The sequence below is a fragment of the Hyphomonas sp. genome, from assembly GCF_046313735.1.
Classification (GTDB): Bacteria; Pseudomonadota; Alphaproteobacteria; order Caulobacterales; family Hyphomonadaceae; genus Hyphomonas.
The window spans coordinates 1-17,365 of sequence record NZ_JBKBXW010000014.1 but is presented as its reverse complement, the minus strand read 5'-3'; the positions used below and the strand labels follow the sequence as shown (position 1 = coordinate 17,365).

The window sequence follows — 17,365 nt, the reverse complement described above, 5'->3', positions numbered from 1 at the left end:
GGCGCGGAAGGACAGGCTATGGAAACCCGGGCAAACTACGCACTGATCGGCGCGCTTGTCGTGCTGGCCACCGTCTTCGCGGCGAGCTTCGTGCTCTGGTTCGGCCAGTCGGAATACCGGCGCGATTACAAATCCTATGACATCGTCTTCGATGGCCCGGTCTCGCTCGAGCAGGGCTCGGCGGTGCGTTATATCGGCATCAAGGTGGGCGAGGTCGCCGATGTGCGGGTCGACCGGGCCGATGCCGCCAAGGTGCGCGCCCGCGTGCGGGTGTCGCGCGACACGCCCATCCGCACCGATTCCACCGCCAGCATCCAGCTGGCCGGCATCACGGGCGCGACCTTCGTCCAGATCAGCGCAGGCACCGGCCAGCTGCTTGAAGCGCGGCCCGGTGAAGCCGTCCCGGTGATCCGTTCCGAACGCACCCTCGTCGACCAGATCGTCGCCGGCGGCGCCCAGGCGCTCGGCCGCGCCAACCTCACCTTCGACCGGATCAACCTGATCCTCACGGATGAAAACATCGCCTCCGTCAGCCGAACGCTCCGCAATATCGAAACGGTATCCCAGCGCCTCGCTGCCGATGATGGCCCTATCACCGCCGCCATGGTGATGCTGGCTGACGCCTCCGAGGCCGCAAAGGCCGTGGAAGCTGCTTCCATCGAAATCGAACTCTTCGGCAAATCCGCGGCTGAGAATATCGAGGCCGCCACCGCCGAAGTCCGCACGCTGACAGAAGATGTCCGCCGCCTGTCGCAATCAGCGGAACAGACGCTGGCTGCCGCCACTCGCGCCGCTGATGCCACAGCCGACCTGATGGAAGGCCCGGCCACCGCCGCGCTGGAAACGGCCGGCACGACAACCCATGACCTCCGTATCCTGATCAACCGCCTGGACCGGATGGCCCGCGAGATTGAACGCAACCCGCAGGGCTTCGTGACCGGAGACCCGCTGCCCTATGAGGAGAGACGCCGATGACCCGACCCTTGCTCCGCGCCGCGCTCGGCGCCGGCCTGCCGCTCCTGCTGGCGGCCTGCGTCAACGTCATCCCGCAGCCCGAGACGCCTGAAGCGCTCTACCGGATCGGGCCGATGGAGCCTGCCCACCGGCTCAGCGCCTCGGTCGTGGTGCGCGAGCCGGAAGCCTCGCGGCTTTTCTCCGGCCGGGCGATTGCGGCAGAGGATGCCACCGGCGCCCTGCGCATCATTCGGGGTATTCAGTGGTCGGACAGCGCCACTCATATGATGCAGACAGCCCTGCTCGATTCCCTCGGCGGAGAGGGGCAGGGCGTCGCGGTCGGCTCCAGTTCCGGCGCCCCGGCGCGCTTCGAGCTCGTCTGGCGCATCTCCGATTTCACCCTCAGCGGCACCACGGCCCTATGCCGGCTTGAAGCGACCCTGCTTGATGGCCGCCGCCGCACGGTGATCAGCCAAACCAATGTCGCCACCTCCGCCATCGCGCTCGACAACACCAACGCCGCGCGCGCCAAGGCGCTCACCGATGCGGGGCGCGCCTGCGTATCGGATGTCGCCGCCTTCGTTGCCAGCTCGACCGAGGACAGCGGCGCGGAGTGATCCGTGTCAGCCCGGCTTGACCGGGCAGGTGCGGATGCCAAGCAGCGTGTAAAGCGGGCACCAGCCGATCAGCCCGGTCGCCAGCGGCACAAGGCCGATCCAGCCCCAGGGCGTCTGCGGCCCGGTGAACACCATCGCAATCAGCACCACGCCGACGATGATGCGCAGCGCCCGGTCGATCGTGCCTTCATTGGTCTTGAACATAGGTTGCTCCCCAAAAAGAAACGGCGGGTCCCGGTTCAGGAACCCGCCGCTTGTAGTGCACCCGGAGCAGCCGGGCGCGTATCCGTAGAAACCCGGACGCCTCAGCCGGATTTCATCTGGTCGAAGGCAAGGTCCTTGTCGACGCGCACATCCTGGGGCAGGCCCAGAACGCGCTCGGCGATGATATTCTTCAGGATCTCGTCCGTGCCGCCCGCAATGCGCAGGCCCGGCGCCCACATGAAGCTCTGCTGGAAGATCGCTTCAGCCGGCATCATTGAGCTGTCAGAGATGATGCCGTAATGGTCCTGCATCTCGATGGCCGAGTTGCAGATGTCCTGCAGATGGTTGGCGGTGATGATCTTGCCGATGGAGTTTTCCGGCCCCGGCGTCTGGCCGCGCGAGAGCGCCGTCTGGGTACGGAACTTCGTCAGCTTGTAGCCCTGGGCTGCCACGTACCAGTCCGCCAGCTTCTCGCGGAAGGCCTGGTCGCCCATGCTGCCGGCGTCGCGGGCATAGGCCATGATCTCGCCCCAGTCCGGCCCGGGCGAGCCGCCCACCGCAAGGCGCTCATTCATCAGCGTGACGAGCGCAACTTTCCAGCCCGCGCCAACCTCGCCCAGCCGGTCGGAGTCCGGAATGCGCACATCGGTGAAATACACCTCGTTGAATTCCCGGCCGCCGCTCGCCTGGTGGATCGGCCGGGCTTCAACGCCCTGCTGCTTCATGTTCACGATGAACATGGTCAGGCCCTTGTGCTTGGGCACTTTCGGGTCGGTGCGCACGAGCAGGATTCCGTAGTCGGAATAATGCGCGCCGGAAGTCCAGACCTTCTGGCCATTGATCACCCAATGGTCGCCGTCCTTCACCGCGCGGGTCTTCAGCCCCGCCACGTCAGAGCCGGCCGAAGGCTCGGAGAACAGCTGGCACCAGATCTCCTCGCCCATCAGGGCCTTCTTCACATAGCGCTTCTTGTGCTCATCCGATCCGAAGGCGATGACGGTCGGAATGCACATGCCAAGGCCGATGGCGAACGGGCCGGTCGGCGCGTCGAACTTTGCTTCTTCCTGGCCCCAGATGACGGCCTGCATCGAGGTGCCGCCGCGCCCGCCCCATTCCTTGGGCCAAGTGATCTGGGCAAAGCCGCCCTCGGCTTTCGTCTTCTGCCACTCTTTCGCCCGGCGCAGGAATTCCTTCCCGTCGATGGCATTGCGCATCGGTTGGGCGCCTTTCGGCTTCAGGTGCTTGGAGAGGAAGTCATGGGCCTCCTTGCGGAAGGCGGCTTCTTCGGGGGTGTCATTGAAGTCCATGTCGGTCTCCGTCGGCTGTCTTCAGGATTTCAGGGGATGATTGTGCGTTCCCGCTGCGGAAGGCCAGAGCCATCCCCGCCGGAGACGCGAAAAAAATGTTTGCAGTGTGCGGAACTCGCCGGGCGGTTGCCTTATTCCCTCCGCACTTCGCGCGTCGTATGTACAGACGGCGAATGGGCGGGCAGCGCTGGGCTGACACCTCCCACGCCTCAGAAAGGGACACACCAAAATGCTGAACTTCGTTGCCAACACCCGCCGCTTCGCCGGTGCCATGGCGGCTTCTCTGCTCATCGCCGGTCTCGCCCATGCGGGTATCGAGATCGAGGCCGGAAATACAAGGGTTTCTGCGTCCAGCCTCACCTTCAGCGTGTCCCAGCAGCCGGCCTATGATCCGGAAACCTACATGCCGGTCGAGCCGAAGCGGATGCAGCTGTTCACCGGCGCGCTCTATGTCTCGCGCGGTTTTGATGCCTCGTCCGTCACCATCCTCAAACATGTCGTGGACGGCACAACCCTGCCAACCGTCCGTGTGACGATGACCCAGGATGGCAAGCCCGGCCGCCAGGTCTGGGACCTGACGAACGCCACCTTCAACAACTACTCCACCTATGTCGGTGAAGGCGATGCCATCGTCGAGAATTTCGAGATCGGCTACAAGACCGCCCGCCTCAGCGTCTACACCGATGCTGGCAACACGCCGACCGCGTCGGTCAACTGGACGTCTGCCGAATAGGCCCCGCGAAAGGGCCGTATACGGGCGGCGGGGTTCTCCCTGCCGCCCGTTTTCTTTGGGGGGAAGGCGGGCCTCAGGCCGCATTCTTCGCCTCGAGGGCGCGAACCAGTTTTTCCTTCCACACCTTCGGTGCGCCGGCCTGCACAGACAAGAGCTTGGCGCGGCGATAGAACAGGTGGCAGTCGACTTCCCAGGTGAAGCCCATGCCGCCATGCGTCTGGATGTTTTCCTTCGAGGCAAACCAGAACGCTTCCGATGCCGCCACCCGCGCCGCCGCCGCCGCTTCCGGCAGCTCCGCTGCGCCGGTCGACAGCGCCCAGGCGCCGTAATAGCTGTTCGAGCGCGCGACCTCATTCTTCACATACATGTCGGCCAGCTTGTGTTTGATCGCCTGGTTGCCGCCGATCGGCCGGCCAAAGGCGTAGCGCTGCTTGGCATATTCGTTCGCCATCTCGAGGCAGACCGAGGCTCCGCCGAGCTGTTCGAACGCCAGCAGCACCGCCACCCGGTCCATCAACTGGTCATTCAGCATCGCGCCGTCGCCCTTGCCGCCAAGGCGCTGGGCCGGCGTCTTGCTGAAAGTGATCTCGGCATGGCTGCGCGTCGGGTCCAGCGTCTGCAGCGTCTTGCGCGTCACGCCGGGCCCGGAGAGGTCCACCAGCACGAGCGAGGCGCCCGAGCCTTCCTTCGCCAGCACAACCGCATGGGTCGCCACATCGCCGTCCGCGACCGGGATCTTCGTGCCGGTGAGCGTCTCGCCATCGAACACGGTCTTCAGGCTGGCGGCGTCCGGATGGCCGGGGCCTTCGCTTGCCGCATACGCGCCGATCACTTCGCCGGCGGCAATGCGCGGCAGGATGGCGGCCTTCTGCGTCTCGCTGCCCGCCAGCTTCACCGCCTCGGTCAGGTAATAGACGGTGGAGGCAAACGGCACCGGCGCAATCGCCCGGCCGATCTCCTCGGCCAGCACGCACATTTCCAGCATTCCGAGGCCAAGCCCGCCATGCTCTTCCGGAATGGTCGTGCCCAGCCAGCCCATCTCCGCAATCTTGCCCCACAGCTCCTTGTGATAGGGCACCGACGCATCGTTCAGCACGGCGCGCACATGCGCCGTCGTGCACTCCTGCGAAAGAAACTTCCGGGCCTCACCGGCCAGGTATTTCTGGTCTTCAGAAAAATCGAAATTCATCGCGCGTCCGCTCCCGTTTTGCCCCTTGGGGCAGGGTCTGTTTCTGTCTGAATGATCAGCATAGCGCGCTTTACGCGCACGGAAAGCCGTGACCCAAGGGAAACAAATTTGCCCGTAACTTCGGGGAAATTTGACCGATCCCGGTTACGGTTCCGGCACCTTCCTCTGGCACTATCCCGGGAACAGTTGCGGGACCCTCTTCATGGCCAAAGCCCTCTTCCACAAGGCGCAGCGCGTCTTCGTAAAACCAGTCGGCACCTGGGTGCGGGTTGAGCGTATCGTGCCACATTGGGTCAAGGGCGTCGATGAGCCGCTGCGCATATCCTATGATTGCGGCCTCGGCCGGCTGTTCCAGGGCCATGAACTCGTCTCCGAACAGGCGATGCAGGATCACGCGCCGGAAGCCGACGAGGATGATGACCTGCTGCTGGAACACTGGCGCGTCGTGCGCCGCATGATCCGCTGGCGCGCGGATGATATGCCCGGCGCTCCCAGCGCCAATCCCGGCACCTATCCCGTGATCGCCACCGATGATGGCAGCACCGGCGGCTGGCGCGTGCCCTCCACCGAATATGACCGCGACCCCCAGCGCGTCGAGCATCAGGCCCGCATCATCGTCCACGCACCGGACCTCCTGCGGATCGCCCGTAAGCTGACCGACCATGCCTCCGCCTATCCCGAGCGGATGGACGAGGAGATGCTCGCCCTCGTGCGCCGGTGCAGCGCCATCCTGCGCGATGTCTACCGGCTGGAATACGAGCCCGCCGAAGCGGCCGAATAACTCAGTCCTGCCCGCGCCAGATCAGGCGCGCAGCCAGCGCCCCGATCAGCGCCCCTCCGGCATTGGCCGCTGCATCTCCAAACGAGCCTTCGCGGCCCGTCGGCGCCAGCGCCTGCGCCACCTCCATCGCCGCGCCATAGACCGCCGCAATCACCGCCGCCGCCAGCCAGCGCCGCACCCCCATCCACACGGTGAATGGCAGGGCGAGCGCGGCATAGGCCACGAAATGCCGGATCTTGTCGGACACCTGCGGCGCCGGCACGCCCTCTGCCGGGATCAGCGACAGCCAGGCAATCGCCAGCGCCGTCAGCAGCGCGGCCATACCGGCTGATCGGCGCAATCCGGGCGTCAGGCGGGGCGGGGAGGGCGGCATCGCCCCGCTCTGCCAGAGGGGTCTCTTCTGGGCAACAGGCCTCGACGCCTCCGCCCCGGTCCGGTACGAGGAAAGTCTTCCCAGAGTCCAAGCCGGAGCCTCCCCCTGATGCGCACCGAAACGCCTGTTGCCGTCCGCCTCGCCGATTACGCCCCTTACCCTTTCACGATTGACGGCGTCCGCCTCGTCTTCCGGCTGGACCCGAAACACACCGAGGTGCGCGCCGCGCTGGCGATCACGCCGCAGGCCGCCGGCCCGATGCGCCTCGACGGTGAAGCGCTGACGCTGAAATCCATCTACATTGCCGAAGATGGCGGCGAGCTGCGCCCGCTCGACCCCGCAGACTTCACCGCCGACGCCCATGGCCTGACGCTTCACGCCCCGCCGCAGGGCCCCTTCACGCTCGAAACCGTGGTCGAGATCGCGCCCGAGGCCAACACGGCTCTCTCCGGCCTCTACATGTCCGGCGGGCGCTTCTGCACCCAGTGCGAGGCCGTCGGTTTCCGCCGCATCACCTATTATCCCGACCGGCCAGATGTGATGAGCCGCTTTCAGGTCCGCCTCGAAGCACCCAAAGCCTCATGCCCCTACCTGCTTTCGAATGGCACGCCCGGCGCCTCGGGCGATCTTGAAGATGGCTGGCACTTCGCCGAATGGGACGACCCCCATAAGAAGCCCGCCTATCTCTTCGCGCTCTGCGCCGGCGATTATGACGTCCTGAAAGACAGCTTCACCACCGCCAGCGGCGACGCCATCGAGCTTGGCATCTATGTCGACAAGGGCGAAGCACCCCGCGCCGCCTGGGCGATGGACTCCCTCAAACGCTCCATGCGCTGGGATGAGGAAGCCTATGGCCGCGAATATGATCTCGGCGTCTTCAACATCGTGGCCGTGCGCGATTTCAATTTCGGCGCCATGGAGAACAAGGGCCTCAACATCTTCAACTCGGCCTATGTCCTCGCCGATGAAGCCACCGCCACGGACGCTGATTTCGAGGCCATCGAATCCATCGTCGCCCATGAATACTTCCACAACTGGACCGGCAACCGCATCACCTGCCGCGACTGGTTCCAGCTCTGCCTGAAGGAAGGCCTCACCGTCTTCCGGGATCAGAACTTCTCCGCCGACATGCGCTCGCGTCCCGTCCAGCGTATCAAGGATGTCATCCGCCTGCGCGCCCGCCAGTTTGCCGAAGACGCCGGCCCGCTCGCCCATTCGGTGCGGCCGGACACCTATGGCGCCATCGACAATCTGTATACGGCCACCGTCTACGAGAAGGGCGCCGAGCTGATCGGTATGCTCCGCCGCATCATCGGCGCCGACGCCTATCGCAAGGGCATGGACCTCTATTTCGAGCACCATGATGGCGAGGCCGTCACCATCGAGGATTTCTATGCCTGTTTCGAGGCTGTGACTGGCCGAGACCTGTCACAGTTCCGCCGCTGGTACGCCCAGGCCGGCACGCCTGAAATCACCGTCACCGAAAGCTGGGACGAGCGCGCCGCCACGCTCACTGTCCGCCTCGCCCAGTCCACCCGCCCGACGCCCGGCCAGCCGGTGAAACAGCCCGTTCCCGTGCCGCTCCTCTCTGCCCTCCTCGATGGCAAGGGCGGGCATGTCGCCGCTGAAGGCCGCGCCGCCGAGCCCTTCCTGATCCTTCTGGATACGGACGAAACCGAACTCACCTTCCGCCTGCCGCCCGGCAGCGCCCGCCCGGTCCTGTCGCTGAACCGTGACTTCTCCGCCCCCGTGCGCCTCTCCCGCGCGCTCTCCCGCGAAGACCAGCTCGCCCTCGCCCGGGCCGAGACCGACCGCTTCAACATGTGGGACGGTCTGCAGGTCCTCATCCGCCAGGAAATCCTCGCTCTCGCCGATGGCTCACAGGCTGCGCCGGATGACGCGCTCGTCTCTGCCATCGCCGCTGCCGTGCGCGGCGCGATGGATGACCCTGCCTTCGCCGCCCTGCTGACTCGCCTGCCGGATGTCGGGGAACTCTTCCTCGACCGCGAACCGGCAGACCCCGTCGCTCTCGCGGCGGCCCGCCGCAAGCTGCAATCATCCATCTGCGCTGCGCTGGCGCCCGAGATTGCCGCGACGCTGGCCGCGCCGTCGCCCGCGCCCTATGATCCGGGGGCGGAGCAGGCCTCCATCCGCGCGCTGCGCTCGGCCTTCATCCTGCTGCTCGGCGGCAAAGGCGATGCGGCGGCCGCCGAAACCCTCGCCGCCCTCTATCGCGGCGCGCCGAACATGACCGAACAGCTCGCGGCCCTGCGCGCCCTGACGGTTGCCGGCGGCCCCGGCCGGGCCGAGGCGCTCGCTGATTTCGAAGCGAAATGGCGCGCCAATCCGCTCGTCATGGACAAATGGTTCTCCGTCCAGGCCGGCCTCGGCAGTGCCGAAGATGTCCGCCGGCTGATCGCGCATCCGGACTTCGACCTGCGCAATCCCAACCGCGTGCGCGCCGTCATCGCCGCCTTCTCGATGACCAACCTCGCCGCCTTCCACGCCCCCGATGGCACCGGTTACCGTGCGGTCGAGGACACGATCCTCGCCGCCGACCGGGCGAACCCCGCCCTCGGCGCCCGGCTCCTTACCGCCTTCGAACAATGGCGCCTCCTGGAGCCCCGGGCGAGGGGGGAGGCAAAATCCTGCCTGGAGCGTCTGGTGGCCGCCGGCCTGTCGCCAAACGCTGCAGATATTGCAGGACGCGCGCTTGCGGAGCCCTCAGGAGGTTAATTCCGGGCCCGGAAGTCTTAACGCTCGATCAATATTTGGCCCTGACAAGGAAGTTTGCCCGGATTTCCGGGCCGCAGCCACCGGACGGGCGGAGCCTTGGCCAGAACGGATGACCGTAAAAAGCCGAAACCACCCGCCGCCAGGGGGCCGGACGGGCCGGATGACGCACGCCGCCTGAAACTCCTCCTGCCGCTGATCCTCCTCCTGATGGGGTCCGGCCTGTTCCTGAAAGCCTGGGACGAGCGCCAGACCAGCGAAGCGGCCCGCCTCATGGCGCTGCGCGGTGAGGCCCGCAACATCGCCCTGCGGATCGAGGCGCGCGCTGGGGTTGCCGAAGCCGCCATCGCCATCGCCGAAGGCAGCGGCCTCGCCCGCTCGCGCGCTGCTGCGCAGACGCCCGGCATCGACGCGCTCGTCTCCCTGAGCGATGCGCTGCAATCCCCGCCCGGCTCGCGTCTCGGCGAGGCCGCCCGGGCCGCCGCCGCGCTCTCCCGCGGCCAGAAGGTGGCCTTCAGTGCGGAAGGGGATCTCGTCTTCCGCGCGGCCGGCACCCATGCCAACCAGATCGCCATTGCTCCGTACAGGGATGTGCTGGAGACGCCCTCCGCGCCGGTGTTCGTCTCCCTTCATGCCGGCGGCTACCTGACCGGCCTCGGCGAGGGCGCGCTGGAGCCCTTCGCCCGGCAGGCCGATACTGCCCGCCCACGGATATTCCGGGCCGGGATGGACGGCGCCGCCACCGCCTGCGCCCCGGTCACGGCCAGCCCCCTCTCTGTCTGCCTCACCGAGGAACGCCCGCTGCTCACCCTGTCGGCGCTCGCGAGTTTTGTCATCGTGTTCCTGCTCGTCGCGGCCCCGGCGCTGGCGCTCTTCGGCCTCGTCCGGCGCCTGTCGGCACATGAGCGCGCCCGCCTGATCGAGCAGACCCGCAGCGGCGAATCCGACCGTATCCTCGGCCTCGTCATGCACGGCGCCCGCGCCGGCTATTGGGAATGGAACCAGGCCGAAGACAGCTTCTTCTTCAGCGACGGCGCTGCCGCGCTCCTCGGCCTCAGCCGCGCCACCAGCCTCACCCTCAAGGAATTCCTCGAGCGCGCGCCCATCGAAAGCCGCTCGCAGATCACCAGCAGTTTCACCAAGGCCCGCGGCATCGGCTGGATCCACCTCACCTTCATCGCCCAGGTCGCCCCGCTGCGCTGGATCGAACTGCGCGGCAGCCAGTCCACCGATCCCGTCACCGGCGGCGCCGTCTTCGGCGGCATGATGCTGGACGCCACCGACCGCAAACAGGCCGAAGACCGCGTCAAGACCGCCGAACGCCGCCTGCGCGCCGCCATCGAGGGATTCGATGGCCCCTTCGCCCTCTGGGACATGCGCAAGCGCCTCCTTTACTGGAACCGCGCCTTCGCGATTGATTTCGGCCTGCAGGATACGCTCCGCCCCGGCATGAGCCACGAAACCATCCAGATCGCCCGCGCCGGCAGCGTTATTTCGGAGCGTCAGTCCACAGAGGATAACCGCACCTCGCTGATCGCCCTGCGGTCGGGCCGCTGGCTGAAGATGATCGAGCGGGAAACCTCCGATGGCGGCTTCATGACCGTGGGCGTTGATGTCACGCCAAACGTCCGCAATGAGGAAGAACTCCGCCGCCAGAAGGAAAAACTCCGCCGCACCGCGCTGGACCTCGAACGCTCCGAAGGCCAGACGATGGAGCTTTCCCGCAAGCTCAAGGAAGAGCGCGACAAGGCCGAGCGCGCGGCCAGCAGCAAGTCCGCCTTCCTCGCCAATATGAGCCATGAGCTGCGCACACCGCTCAATGCCATCATCGGCTTCTCCGAGATCATGACCAGCGAGCTCGCCGGCCCCCTCGGCGATCCTTCCTACAAGGAATATGCGCGCGACATCCTCACCTCCGGCCAGCACCTGCTCGACATGATCAACGACATCCTCGACATGGCGAAGATCGAGGCCGGCAAGATGACCATCAGCACACAGCTGATCGACCCGGTCGATCCGGTCGATGCCGCCATCCGCATGATCCGCCGCCGCGCCGAGGAGAAAGAGGTCGAGCTCATTCTCGAAGCCCAGCAGAACATGCCGGACATCGACGCCGATCACCGCGCCATCCGCCAGATGATGCTGAACCTCGTCTCCAATGCCATCAAGTTCACCGATCCCGGCGGGCGCATCACCATCACGGTCGAGCAGCGCGGGCCGGACATCTATTTCGGCGTCACCGATACCGGCATCGGCATCCCCGCTGAAGACCTGCCGCGCCTCGCCCAGCCCTTCGAGCAGGTGTCGAAAACCCGCGACCGCAATCATGAAGGCACCGGCCTCGGGCTCGCGCTCACGAAATCCTTCGCCGAGATGCATGGCGGCCGGATGCAGCTATCCTCGATCTATGGCGAGGGAACGACCGTGGCATTCATCCTGCCCATCGGCGGCCCGCTCGCGGCGCAATACAACGAAGACGCGCGCGATGTTGCCTGAACGCAGTCTGTCCTAAGGCCGCACATTCCAGCGCAGGATTTCCGCGCGCCCGGCAGACACCGCAAGCTCGCCAAACGCGCCGGTCTTCAGCTTGCGGTCAATCCCGTCCGGCGCGGCATCCGCCACATCCGGCAGGAACCGCGCAATCCCGTTTGATGTCACCACCAGCGCCGCCGCGTCCTCCGGCAGGTCTGCCGCCCGCGTGATCAGCCCCCGCCAGCCAGCCCGGATCGCCTCCACATCCACGATCCAGCCGGGCGGCACGGCCGCGTCGCGGTCCCAGGCCTCCAATGCTGGCCCCAGCCGGGCGGCGACCTTCCATTCCGGCTCATTCTCGTCCGGCCCGTAATCAATCTCGGTCAGGAAAGGCGCAATCAGCAGCGCCGGGCTGTCCGTCCGCCAGCTGAGGATCGTGCGCGCGGTCTCCCGTGTCCGGATCAGCGGCGAGGCGAGCGCGGCGGCAAAACGCATCTCGCGGAAATACGCCGCCAGCCCGATCGCCTGGATGCGCCCGGAATTCGACAGGGGCAGGTCCGTCCGCGCGCCGACGCGGGTAACAGTCTGCCCCTCATCGAACGTATTGCCATGCCGGACGATGAACAGCCGCGCCATCGCCTTATACCCGGTCCGGCTCGCCAAGCTCTGCAACAAGGCGTTCGGCCAGCGCAATATCCTCCGCCGTGTCGATGCCCGGAATGGCAATCGGCCCCGGCTCCACCTCCACCGCCTGCACCCGCATCCCGTTCTCGATCAGGCGCAGCTGCTCCAGCCCTTCCAGGCGCTCATAATGGCTCTCGGGCAGCGCGCAGTAGCGCTTCAGCGCCTCCAGCCGGAAACCGTAAAGCCCGATATGCTGGCACACCGGCGAGAGCGGCCCCAGCGCGCGCAGCGCCTCCTCCTTGCGGATCGCCGGCAGGATGGTCTTGGAAAACCACAGCGCGCGCCCCTTGGGGTCTGCCACCAGCGTCGTGCCGGAGAAGGGCGTCTCCCGCTTGTGCGCGCGCAGCTGGTCCAGCGCCTTCCAGCTCAGGCGGATATAAGGCGTCGCCGCATCCGCGCCTGTGGTGCGCAGGGCGTTCACCACCGCCACGACATGCGCCACCGGCGTGAACGGCGCGTCGCCCTGCAGGTTGACGATGAAGTCCGGATTGACGCCGAGCCCCTCTGCCGCCGCCAGCGCCCGGTCGGAGCCGGACGGCAGGCGCGCATCCGTCATCACCACATTGATGCCCTTGTCGCGGCAATGTTCCAGGATGCGCATGTCATCGGTGGCCACCACACAGTCTGCCCGTCCCAGCGCTGCGGCGGCGCGGCGCGCCAGCTCCGCCACCCGGCTCACCATGCTGCGCCCGGCAATCTCCGCCAGCGGCTTGCCCGGCAGCCGTGTGGAGCCATAGCGGGCAGGAACGACGATCAGGGTTTCCATCGCTTCGGTGTCCTTCAGCGCTGCTCGCCGGAGGATTGCGACACCTGCACCAGCGCCAGAACCGGCCCGATCCAGTCCAGCGCCGGCTGCGGCACGCCCTCGCGCGCGAGGAACTCAGTAATCGCCGGCACGAACCGGTCATCGCGCCCGCATTGCGCATAGGCCGCGCGGATGTCGCGCCCGACCACCGTATCGAAGCTGCGCACGAACTGGCCAATATCTTCCGTCCGCCCGGCCAGCAGGATCGTCTGCACCGGGTCGAGGCTGCCATCGGCGCGGGTCACGCGGCGGATGTCGTTGATCAGGCTCCTGTTCTCTGACGCGAAGGAGGAGAAGGTCTGCGAGACGCGGTAATCAATCCATTCCGGCGTGCACGGTTCGGGCCGGGTCGCGCAGGCCGGCAGCAGGAAGAGGCCGATCAGAAGCGGCACAATCCATCTTGTCATCGGGGCATCCTCGCGGCGGTTCCTGCAGGCCGCGACACTAGCCCTCCGGCGGGGCGGCGCGCAAGGCTCGGGCAGATGCCGGAAGGCCCGGCTCCCGGCCCAGACTTCGGGGGAGGGAGGCCGGGCCGCGCGGCGTGCTTCTTCGGGCCGCTCGCGTCAGGGCTGGCCGATCAGGGTTCGCAGATCAGGGCCATTCAGGCGCAGCAGGTGCTTCCGGTGGCTGCGGCGGCACAGGGAAGGCCGGGGCTTCGGGTGCGGGCACGCCCTCTCCACGGCGCGAGGTCCGGTAGATGAATGTGCGGCTGCCGCCTTCGCTGGCCGATTGCACCCGCTCGCGCTCGGCCTCGGTCAGGCCGGGCAGGGCGGCCAGCACGCTCAGCGCGGCGGTCCGCGACTGGCCGGTGCTGCTGTCGATGCAGGCGAGCTTCACCGTGTCGCCCTGCGGCGTCTGCCGGGTGAGCACGCGCGTCTCGCCGCCGGCGAGTTCGCTGTCCCGGCACTCGGACGCAAGGCCGCGCAGCATGTCAGTCCGCCCGGAAATCCGCTCCCGGTCGATCGAGGCGCTCACCCGGTGTTCGATCGCTGCTTCCAGATTGGCGGCGTGTGTCTCGATGCGGCGCTCCAGAATGTGCACGCGGGCTTCGGTTCCGGCATTCACGCGGGCCTCGATACGCGCGGCCTGAGCCTCGATCTGCGCTTCCAGCGCCTTGGCGCGCGCTTCCAGCGCGTTCGCGCGGGCTGAATCCTGTCCCGACCGGCGCAAGGCGCCCAGTTCGGTATGCACAGAGGCCAGCTCCCGTGCGGTCTCGGCGATTTCCCGGATCACCGGATCCTGGGCAGCGGCGATGATCGGGCCAAGCCCCTCTGCACCGACCAGTTCGTTGATGTCGGATTTCATCCGGACACGGATCTCCGTTGCACCCGGAGCGCCGGGCGGGCGCGGCGGCACAGGTGCGATGCCCTCCGCCGGATCGCTCAGCAGGACCACATGGCGGTTGCCGACCTTCTCGCCGTCCAGCCACAGCGCGCCATCCGTGATCTTGATCTCGGTGGCCGCAGCGGGCTCTCCGGCAGCCGCAATCGAGGCGGTTGCGGCAAGGGCAGCGGCGCCCAGCAGGGCGGCAGCGGCCACGCCGGTCCGGCGCAGGCGGGCATCAGGGGCAGGATGGGCCATAAGTTTCAGTCTCTCTTTCAGGGCGTGAGTGAGGGGAAGGCTTGCAGCCATGTGCATCCGGCAGGGCGTCTGCATCCGCACGGCTTTCACCAGCGCCGTGCCATAGGCGTGCGGGCTGAGGTGTCCGCGCGCCAGCACATCGGCGTCGCAGGCGGCTTCCTGATCGGTGCGGAAGGCGGTGCGGGCGACATGGGCGAGGGGATTGAACCACATCGCGGCAATCGCAAGCTCGGCGGCCTGCAGCGCCCACAGGTCGCCGCGCTTTAGGTGCATCATCTCGTGCGACAGGGCAGCGCGGGCCTCCAGCTGGGAATACTCCGCCTCGAACCAGGCGGGCAGCACCACGGTCGGCCGGGCCAGCCCGGTCACGAACGGGCCGCTGGCGATCAGGCTCGTCACCACGCGGGGGCTCCGGCGCAGGCCCATGTCGGCTGCCACAGTGGCTGCAAGTGCCGCCAGCGCGCCGCTGGCGGGCCTGCCTTCGCGCTTCACGATGGCCATGAACTGCACATGCGCCGCGAGGCTCCGCCCGGCCATCCAGATCGCTCCGGTCAGCCACACAGCGGCCCCAACCAGCGCGGCCAGCTCGATCATCCCGCCGGCACCCGCAAGCATCGCATCCGGCGCGGGCAGGGCAGGCTCAGCGCGCCAACTTGTTTCGGCCGATGCCATCGCAGGCGGGGCAGCCAACGCCGCATCAGCCGCTGGCATCCATGTATCGGCCACAGGCGCCGGGTCCGGCGCGCCCTTCAGCCAGGAGAAAACCGAAACCCCGCCCGGCAGCGGCGGCATCACCAGCCGCGCCAGCGGCAACAGCCACAGCGCATAGGCAAGGCCCGCCCCGAAATGGCGCGCCACGGGCCGGCGCACCGCCAGCACCAGAAGGATCAGGAGGCTCGCCCCGCCAAGGGTTTCCAGCGCGTGCAGCATGGAGAGTTCAGACATCCGGGCGCTCATTTCTTCAGGTCCCCAAGCAGTTTTTCGAGTTCGGCAATGTCGTCCGCTGTCAGCCCGCGGCTGTCGGCCAGATAGGCCACCAGCGGCGCCGCGCGCCCGGAAAACACCCGGTCCACGAACTGGCCGGCGGCTTCGGCCTTGTAATGCGCCTCAGCAATCGCCGGATGATAGAGGAAGCGGCGGCCATCCTCCTCGGTCTTCAGCGCGCCCTTCTCGACGAGGCGCGCCAGGAAGGTCTTCACGGTGCGGATGTTCCAGTCCTTGGTACGGTCGAGCCGGTCGAAGACCTCGCTCGCGCCAAGGCCGGGTTCGGCCCACAGCACATCCATCACTTCAAGTTCGGCTGCCGAAATCTGGATCATCCCAGGAAGCTCCAATTGACTACAGGTGTGGTCACTATCGGTGACTACACATGTAGTCAACCGCCTTCCCGATGAATTCTGCGTAACCTGCCAAGCAGCAGCGCCATGCGGCGCGCTGCCCCTTCTATTCGCGGGAAGCGTCCTGTAGGGTCCCTCTTGAGGCCCGGCCCGTTCCGGCAGGGTATCCGGAGACACCCCCTTGATGAGACCCGGCCTTTTCCTCGCGCTTGCGCTCGCCATCCTGCCGGCGGGGTGCGAAAGCGCGGGCGATTATGGCCGCGTCCTCGGCAGTATCCAGACCGCCGCCGGCGGCCCGGTCACCGCGGCAGAGATTGATGCGGGCCTGCGCGAAGCGCTCACGCTCGGCACCAACAATGTCGCTGGCCGCCTCGGCCGCACCGATGGCTATTTCGGCGATCCGAAAGTGCGCATTCCGCTGCCGAATGCCTACCGCAACACCCAGCGCCAACTTGCCCTGATCGGCGCCAGCGGCCCGCTCGATGATCTGGAGCTGCGCATCAACCGCGCCGCCGAGGCCGCGATGCCGGAAGCGCGCACCCTGGTCGTCAGCGCCATCCGCCAGATGACGATCGAGGATGCCGTCCGTATCCTGAATGGCGGCAACACCGCCGCCACCGATTTCCTGCGCGCCCGCACCGAGGCAAACCTGCGCGCCGCCTTCACCCCGCATGTGCGCGATGCGCTCGCCCGTTCCGGCGCCTTCAGCGCGCTGGAAAGCGTCGCGGGGCAGGTGGGCGCAGGGGGCGCGACCGCCGGCCTGCAGGCGGACCTGACATCCCATGCCGTCCAGTTCGGGCTTGACGGGCTGTTCCTCTATGTGGCCGAAGAAGAGAAAAATATCAGGGAGAACCCAGTGGCGCGTACGACCGACCTGCTCCGCCGTGTCTTCGGAGGACAGCGCTGATGCGGCGTTTCCGGGAGGAAATGAGCTCCGGCGGCGAGATGGCGGGCATCGAGTTCGGTGATCCGGTCAAGCCGTTTGCCGCCATCTGGCTGCACGCCACCGGCTTCAATGCCATGACCTATCAGTCGATGCTGGCGCCGCTGGGCCTGCGCGCGCGCGTCGGGGCGCTCGACCTGCGCGGCCATGGCCGCACCACGATGCCGAAAAAAGGCGGCATGGCCTCCTGGAACCGTTACCGCGATGACGTCATCGAATTCCTCGAAAAGGAAGCGCCGCAGGGCGTCGTGCTGTGCGGGCATTCGATGGGCGGCTGCGTTGCGCTGCTCGTTGCCGGCAAGCGGCCGGACCTGGTGAAGGGTCTCGTGCTGGCAGATCCCGTGATCCTCTCGCGCACGGCCTATTTCTGGAACCATGTGTTCCCGCCTGTGTCCTGGCTGTTCATGCGCAACAAGATGGCCGCCCGCGCGCGCAAGCGCCGGTCTGTGTTCGATTCCTTCCGCGCCGCGCTGGACTCCTATACCGGGCGCGGCGCTTTCCAGTCCTGGCGCGAGCCGTTCCTGGCCGACTACCTGCTGGACGGGCTGGACCGGGTCGACAATGGCCCTCCCGATGCGGAGGAACAGCGCTGGGGCCTCACTTGTGCCCCGAAATGGGAGGCAAAAACCTTCCGCGCCCAGCGAAATGCCCC

General features: G+C 67.1%; 17 protein-coding genes. 8 read left to right on the top strand and 9 right to left on the bottom strand.

Annotation, left to right across the window (positions count from 1 at the left end):
- Positions 1 to 18 precede the first annotated feature (18 nt).
- Both ACK4SV_RS08440 and ACK4SV_RS08435 read left to right on the top strand, forming a co-directional pair.
- Positions 19 to 975 (top strand): MlaD family protein, encoded by a 957-nt coding sequence (locus ACK4SV_RS08440; protein ID WP_409917379.1) that lies wholly within the window; start codon positions 19 to 21, stop codon positions 973 to 975.
- Positions 972 to 1,571, top strand: a complete 600-nt coding sequence (locus ACK4SV_RS08435) for an ABC-type transport auxiliary lipoprotein family protein (protein ID WP_409917378.1) — start codon at positions 972 to 974, stop codon at positions 1,569 to 1,571. Before ACK4SV_RS08440 ends, ACK4SV_RS08435 begins: the two co-directional genes overlap by 4 nt.
- Positions 1,572 to 1,577: 6 nt before the next feature.
- On the opposite strand, the gene ACK4SV_RS08430 is transcribed toward ACK4SV_RS08435, so the two are convergent.
- Both ACK4SV_RS08430 and ACK4SV_RS08425 read right to left on the bottom strand, forming a co-directional pair.
- Positions 1,578 to 1,775, bottom strand: a complete 198-nt coding sequence (locus ACK4SV_RS08430) for a DUF2892 domain-containing protein (RefSeq protein WP_409917377.1) — start codon at positions 1,773 to 1,775, stop codon at positions 1,578 to 1,580.
- A gap of 101 nt (positions 1,776 to 1,876) precedes the next feature.
- Positions 1,877 to 3,082: an acyl-CoA dehydrogenase family protein gene (locus tag ACK4SV_RS08425; RefSeq protein ID WP_409917376.1), complete on the bottom strand. Its 1,206-nt coding sequence runs from the start codon at positions 3,080 to 3,082 to the stop codon at positions 1,877 to 1,879.
- Between the two features lie 229 nt (positions 3,083 to 3,311).
- Here ACK4SV_RS08425 and ACK4SV_RS08420 point away from each other — a divergent pair, with 229 nt between their 5' ends.
- Positions 3,312 to 3,815 carry a hypothetical protein gene (locus tag ACK4SV_RS08420; protein WP_409917375.1) on the top strand — a complete coding sequence of 168 codons (504 nt, stop codon included), beginning with the start codon at positions 3,312 to 3,314 and terminating at the stop codon, positions 3,813 to 3,815.
- Between the two features lie 73 nt (positions 3,816 to 3,888).
- Here the strand turns inward: ACK4SV_RS08420 and ACK4SV_RS08415 are convergent, their stop codons facing one another.
- A complete protein-coding gene (locus tag ACK4SV_RS08415; protein ID WP_409917374.1) occupies positions 3,889 to 5,004 on the bottom strand; it encodes an acyl-CoA dehydrogenase family protein in 1,116 nt (371 codons plus the stop codon).
- A 202-nt stretch (positions 5,005 to 5,206) separates the two neighbouring features.
- Here ACK4SV_RS08415 and ACK4SV_RS08410 point away from each other — a divergent pair, with 202 nt between their 5' ends.
- The gene (locus ACK4SV_RS08410) at positions 5,207 to 5,785 is read left to right on the top strand and encodes a hypothetical protein (RefSeq protein WP_409917373.1); all 579 of its coding nucleotides are present in this window, start codon (positions 5,207 to 5,209) and stop codon (positions 5,783 to 5,785) included.
- A 1-nt stretch (position 5,786) separates the two neighbouring features.
- On the opposite strand, the gene ACK4SV_RS08405 is transcribed toward ACK4SV_RS08410, so the two are convergent.
- A complete protein-coding gene (locus ACK4SV_RS08405; RefSeq protein WP_409917372.1) occupies positions 5,787 to 6,158 on the bottom strand; it encodes a VanZ family protein in 372 nt (123 codons plus the stop codon).
- Positions 6,159 to 6,266: 108 nt separating this feature from the next.
- Here ACK4SV_RS08405 and pepN point away from each other — a divergent pair, with 108 nt between their 5' ends.
- Both pepN and ACK4SV_RS08395 read left to right on the top strand, forming a co-directional pair.
- Entirely contained in the window at positions 6,267 to 8,894 is a 2,628-nt protein-coding gene (gene pepN / locus ACK4SV_RS08400; RefSeq protein WP_409917371.1) for an aminopeptidase N, read from the top strand.
- A gap of 96 nt (positions 8,895 to 8,990) precedes the next feature.
- Positions 8,991 to 11,387 (top strand): ATP-binding protein, encoded by a 2,397-nt coding sequence (locus ACK4SV_RS08395; RefSeq protein WP_409917370.1) that lies wholly within the window; start codon positions 8,991 to 8,993, stop codon positions 11,385 to 11,387.
- A 12-nt stretch (positions 11,388 to 11,399) separates the two neighbouring features.
- On the opposite strand, the gene ACK4SV_RS08390 is transcribed toward ACK4SV_RS08395, so the two are convergent.
- The 5 genes from ACK4SV_RS08390 to ACK4SV_RS08370 form a co-directional block, all read right to left on the bottom strand.
- Positions 11,400 to 11,999, bottom strand: coding sequence for a histidine phosphatase family protein (locus ACK4SV_RS08390; RefSeq protein WP_409917369.1), 600 nt, complete (start codon positions 11,997 to 11,999; stop codon positions 11,400 to 11,402).
- Between the two features lie 4 nt (positions 12,000 to 12,003).
- Positions 12,004 to 12,813 (bottom strand): 3-deoxy-manno-octulosonate cytidylyltransferase, encoded by an 810-nt coding sequence (locus tag ACK4SV_RS08385; RefSeq protein ID WP_409917368.1) that lies wholly within the window; start codon positions 12,811 to 12,813, stop codon positions 12,004 to 12,006.
- A gap of 14 nt (positions 12,814 to 12,827) precedes the next feature.
- Positions 12,828 to 13,259 (bottom strand): hypothetical protein, encoded by a 432-nt coding sequence (locus ACK4SV_RS08380; RefSeq protein ID WP_409917367.1) that lies wholly within the window; start codon positions 13,257 to 13,259, stop codon positions 12,828 to 12,830.
- 184 nt (positions 13,260 to 13,443) lie between these two features.
- A complete protein-coding gene (locus tag ACK4SV_RS08375) occupies positions 13,444 to 15,378 on the bottom strand; it encodes a M56 family metallopeptidase (protein ID WP_409917366.1) in 1,935 nt (644 codons plus the stop codon).
- An 8-nt stretch (positions 15,379 to 15,386) separates the two neighbouring features.
- Positions 15,387 to 15,752: a BlaI/MecI/CopY family transcriptional regulator gene (locus tag ACK4SV_RS08370; RefSeq protein ID WP_409917365.1), complete on the bottom strand. Its 366-nt coding sequence runs from the start codon at positions 15,750 to 15,752 to the stop codon at positions 15,387 to 15,389.
- 202 nt (positions 15,753 to 15,954) lie between these two features.
- On the opposite strand from ACK4SV_RS08370, the gene ACK4SV_RS08365 reads away from it, so the two are divergent.
- Together ACK4SV_RS08365 and ACK4SV_RS08360 are read left to right on the top strand one after the other, a co-directional pair.
- On the top strand, positions 15,955 to 16,677 hold the full coding sequence (locus tag ACK4SV_RS08365; protein ID WP_409917364.1) for a DUF4197 domain-containing protein: 723 nt from the start codon (positions 15,955 to 15,957) through the stop codon (positions 16,675 to 16,677).
- Positions 16,677 to 17,365 (top strand): alpha/beta fold hydrolase (locus ACK4SV_RS08360; RefSeq protein WP_409917363.1); only part of this gene is annotated, 689 nt, incomplete at its 3' end. The genes ACK4SV_RS08365 and ACK4SV_RS08360, both read left to right, overlap by 1 nt.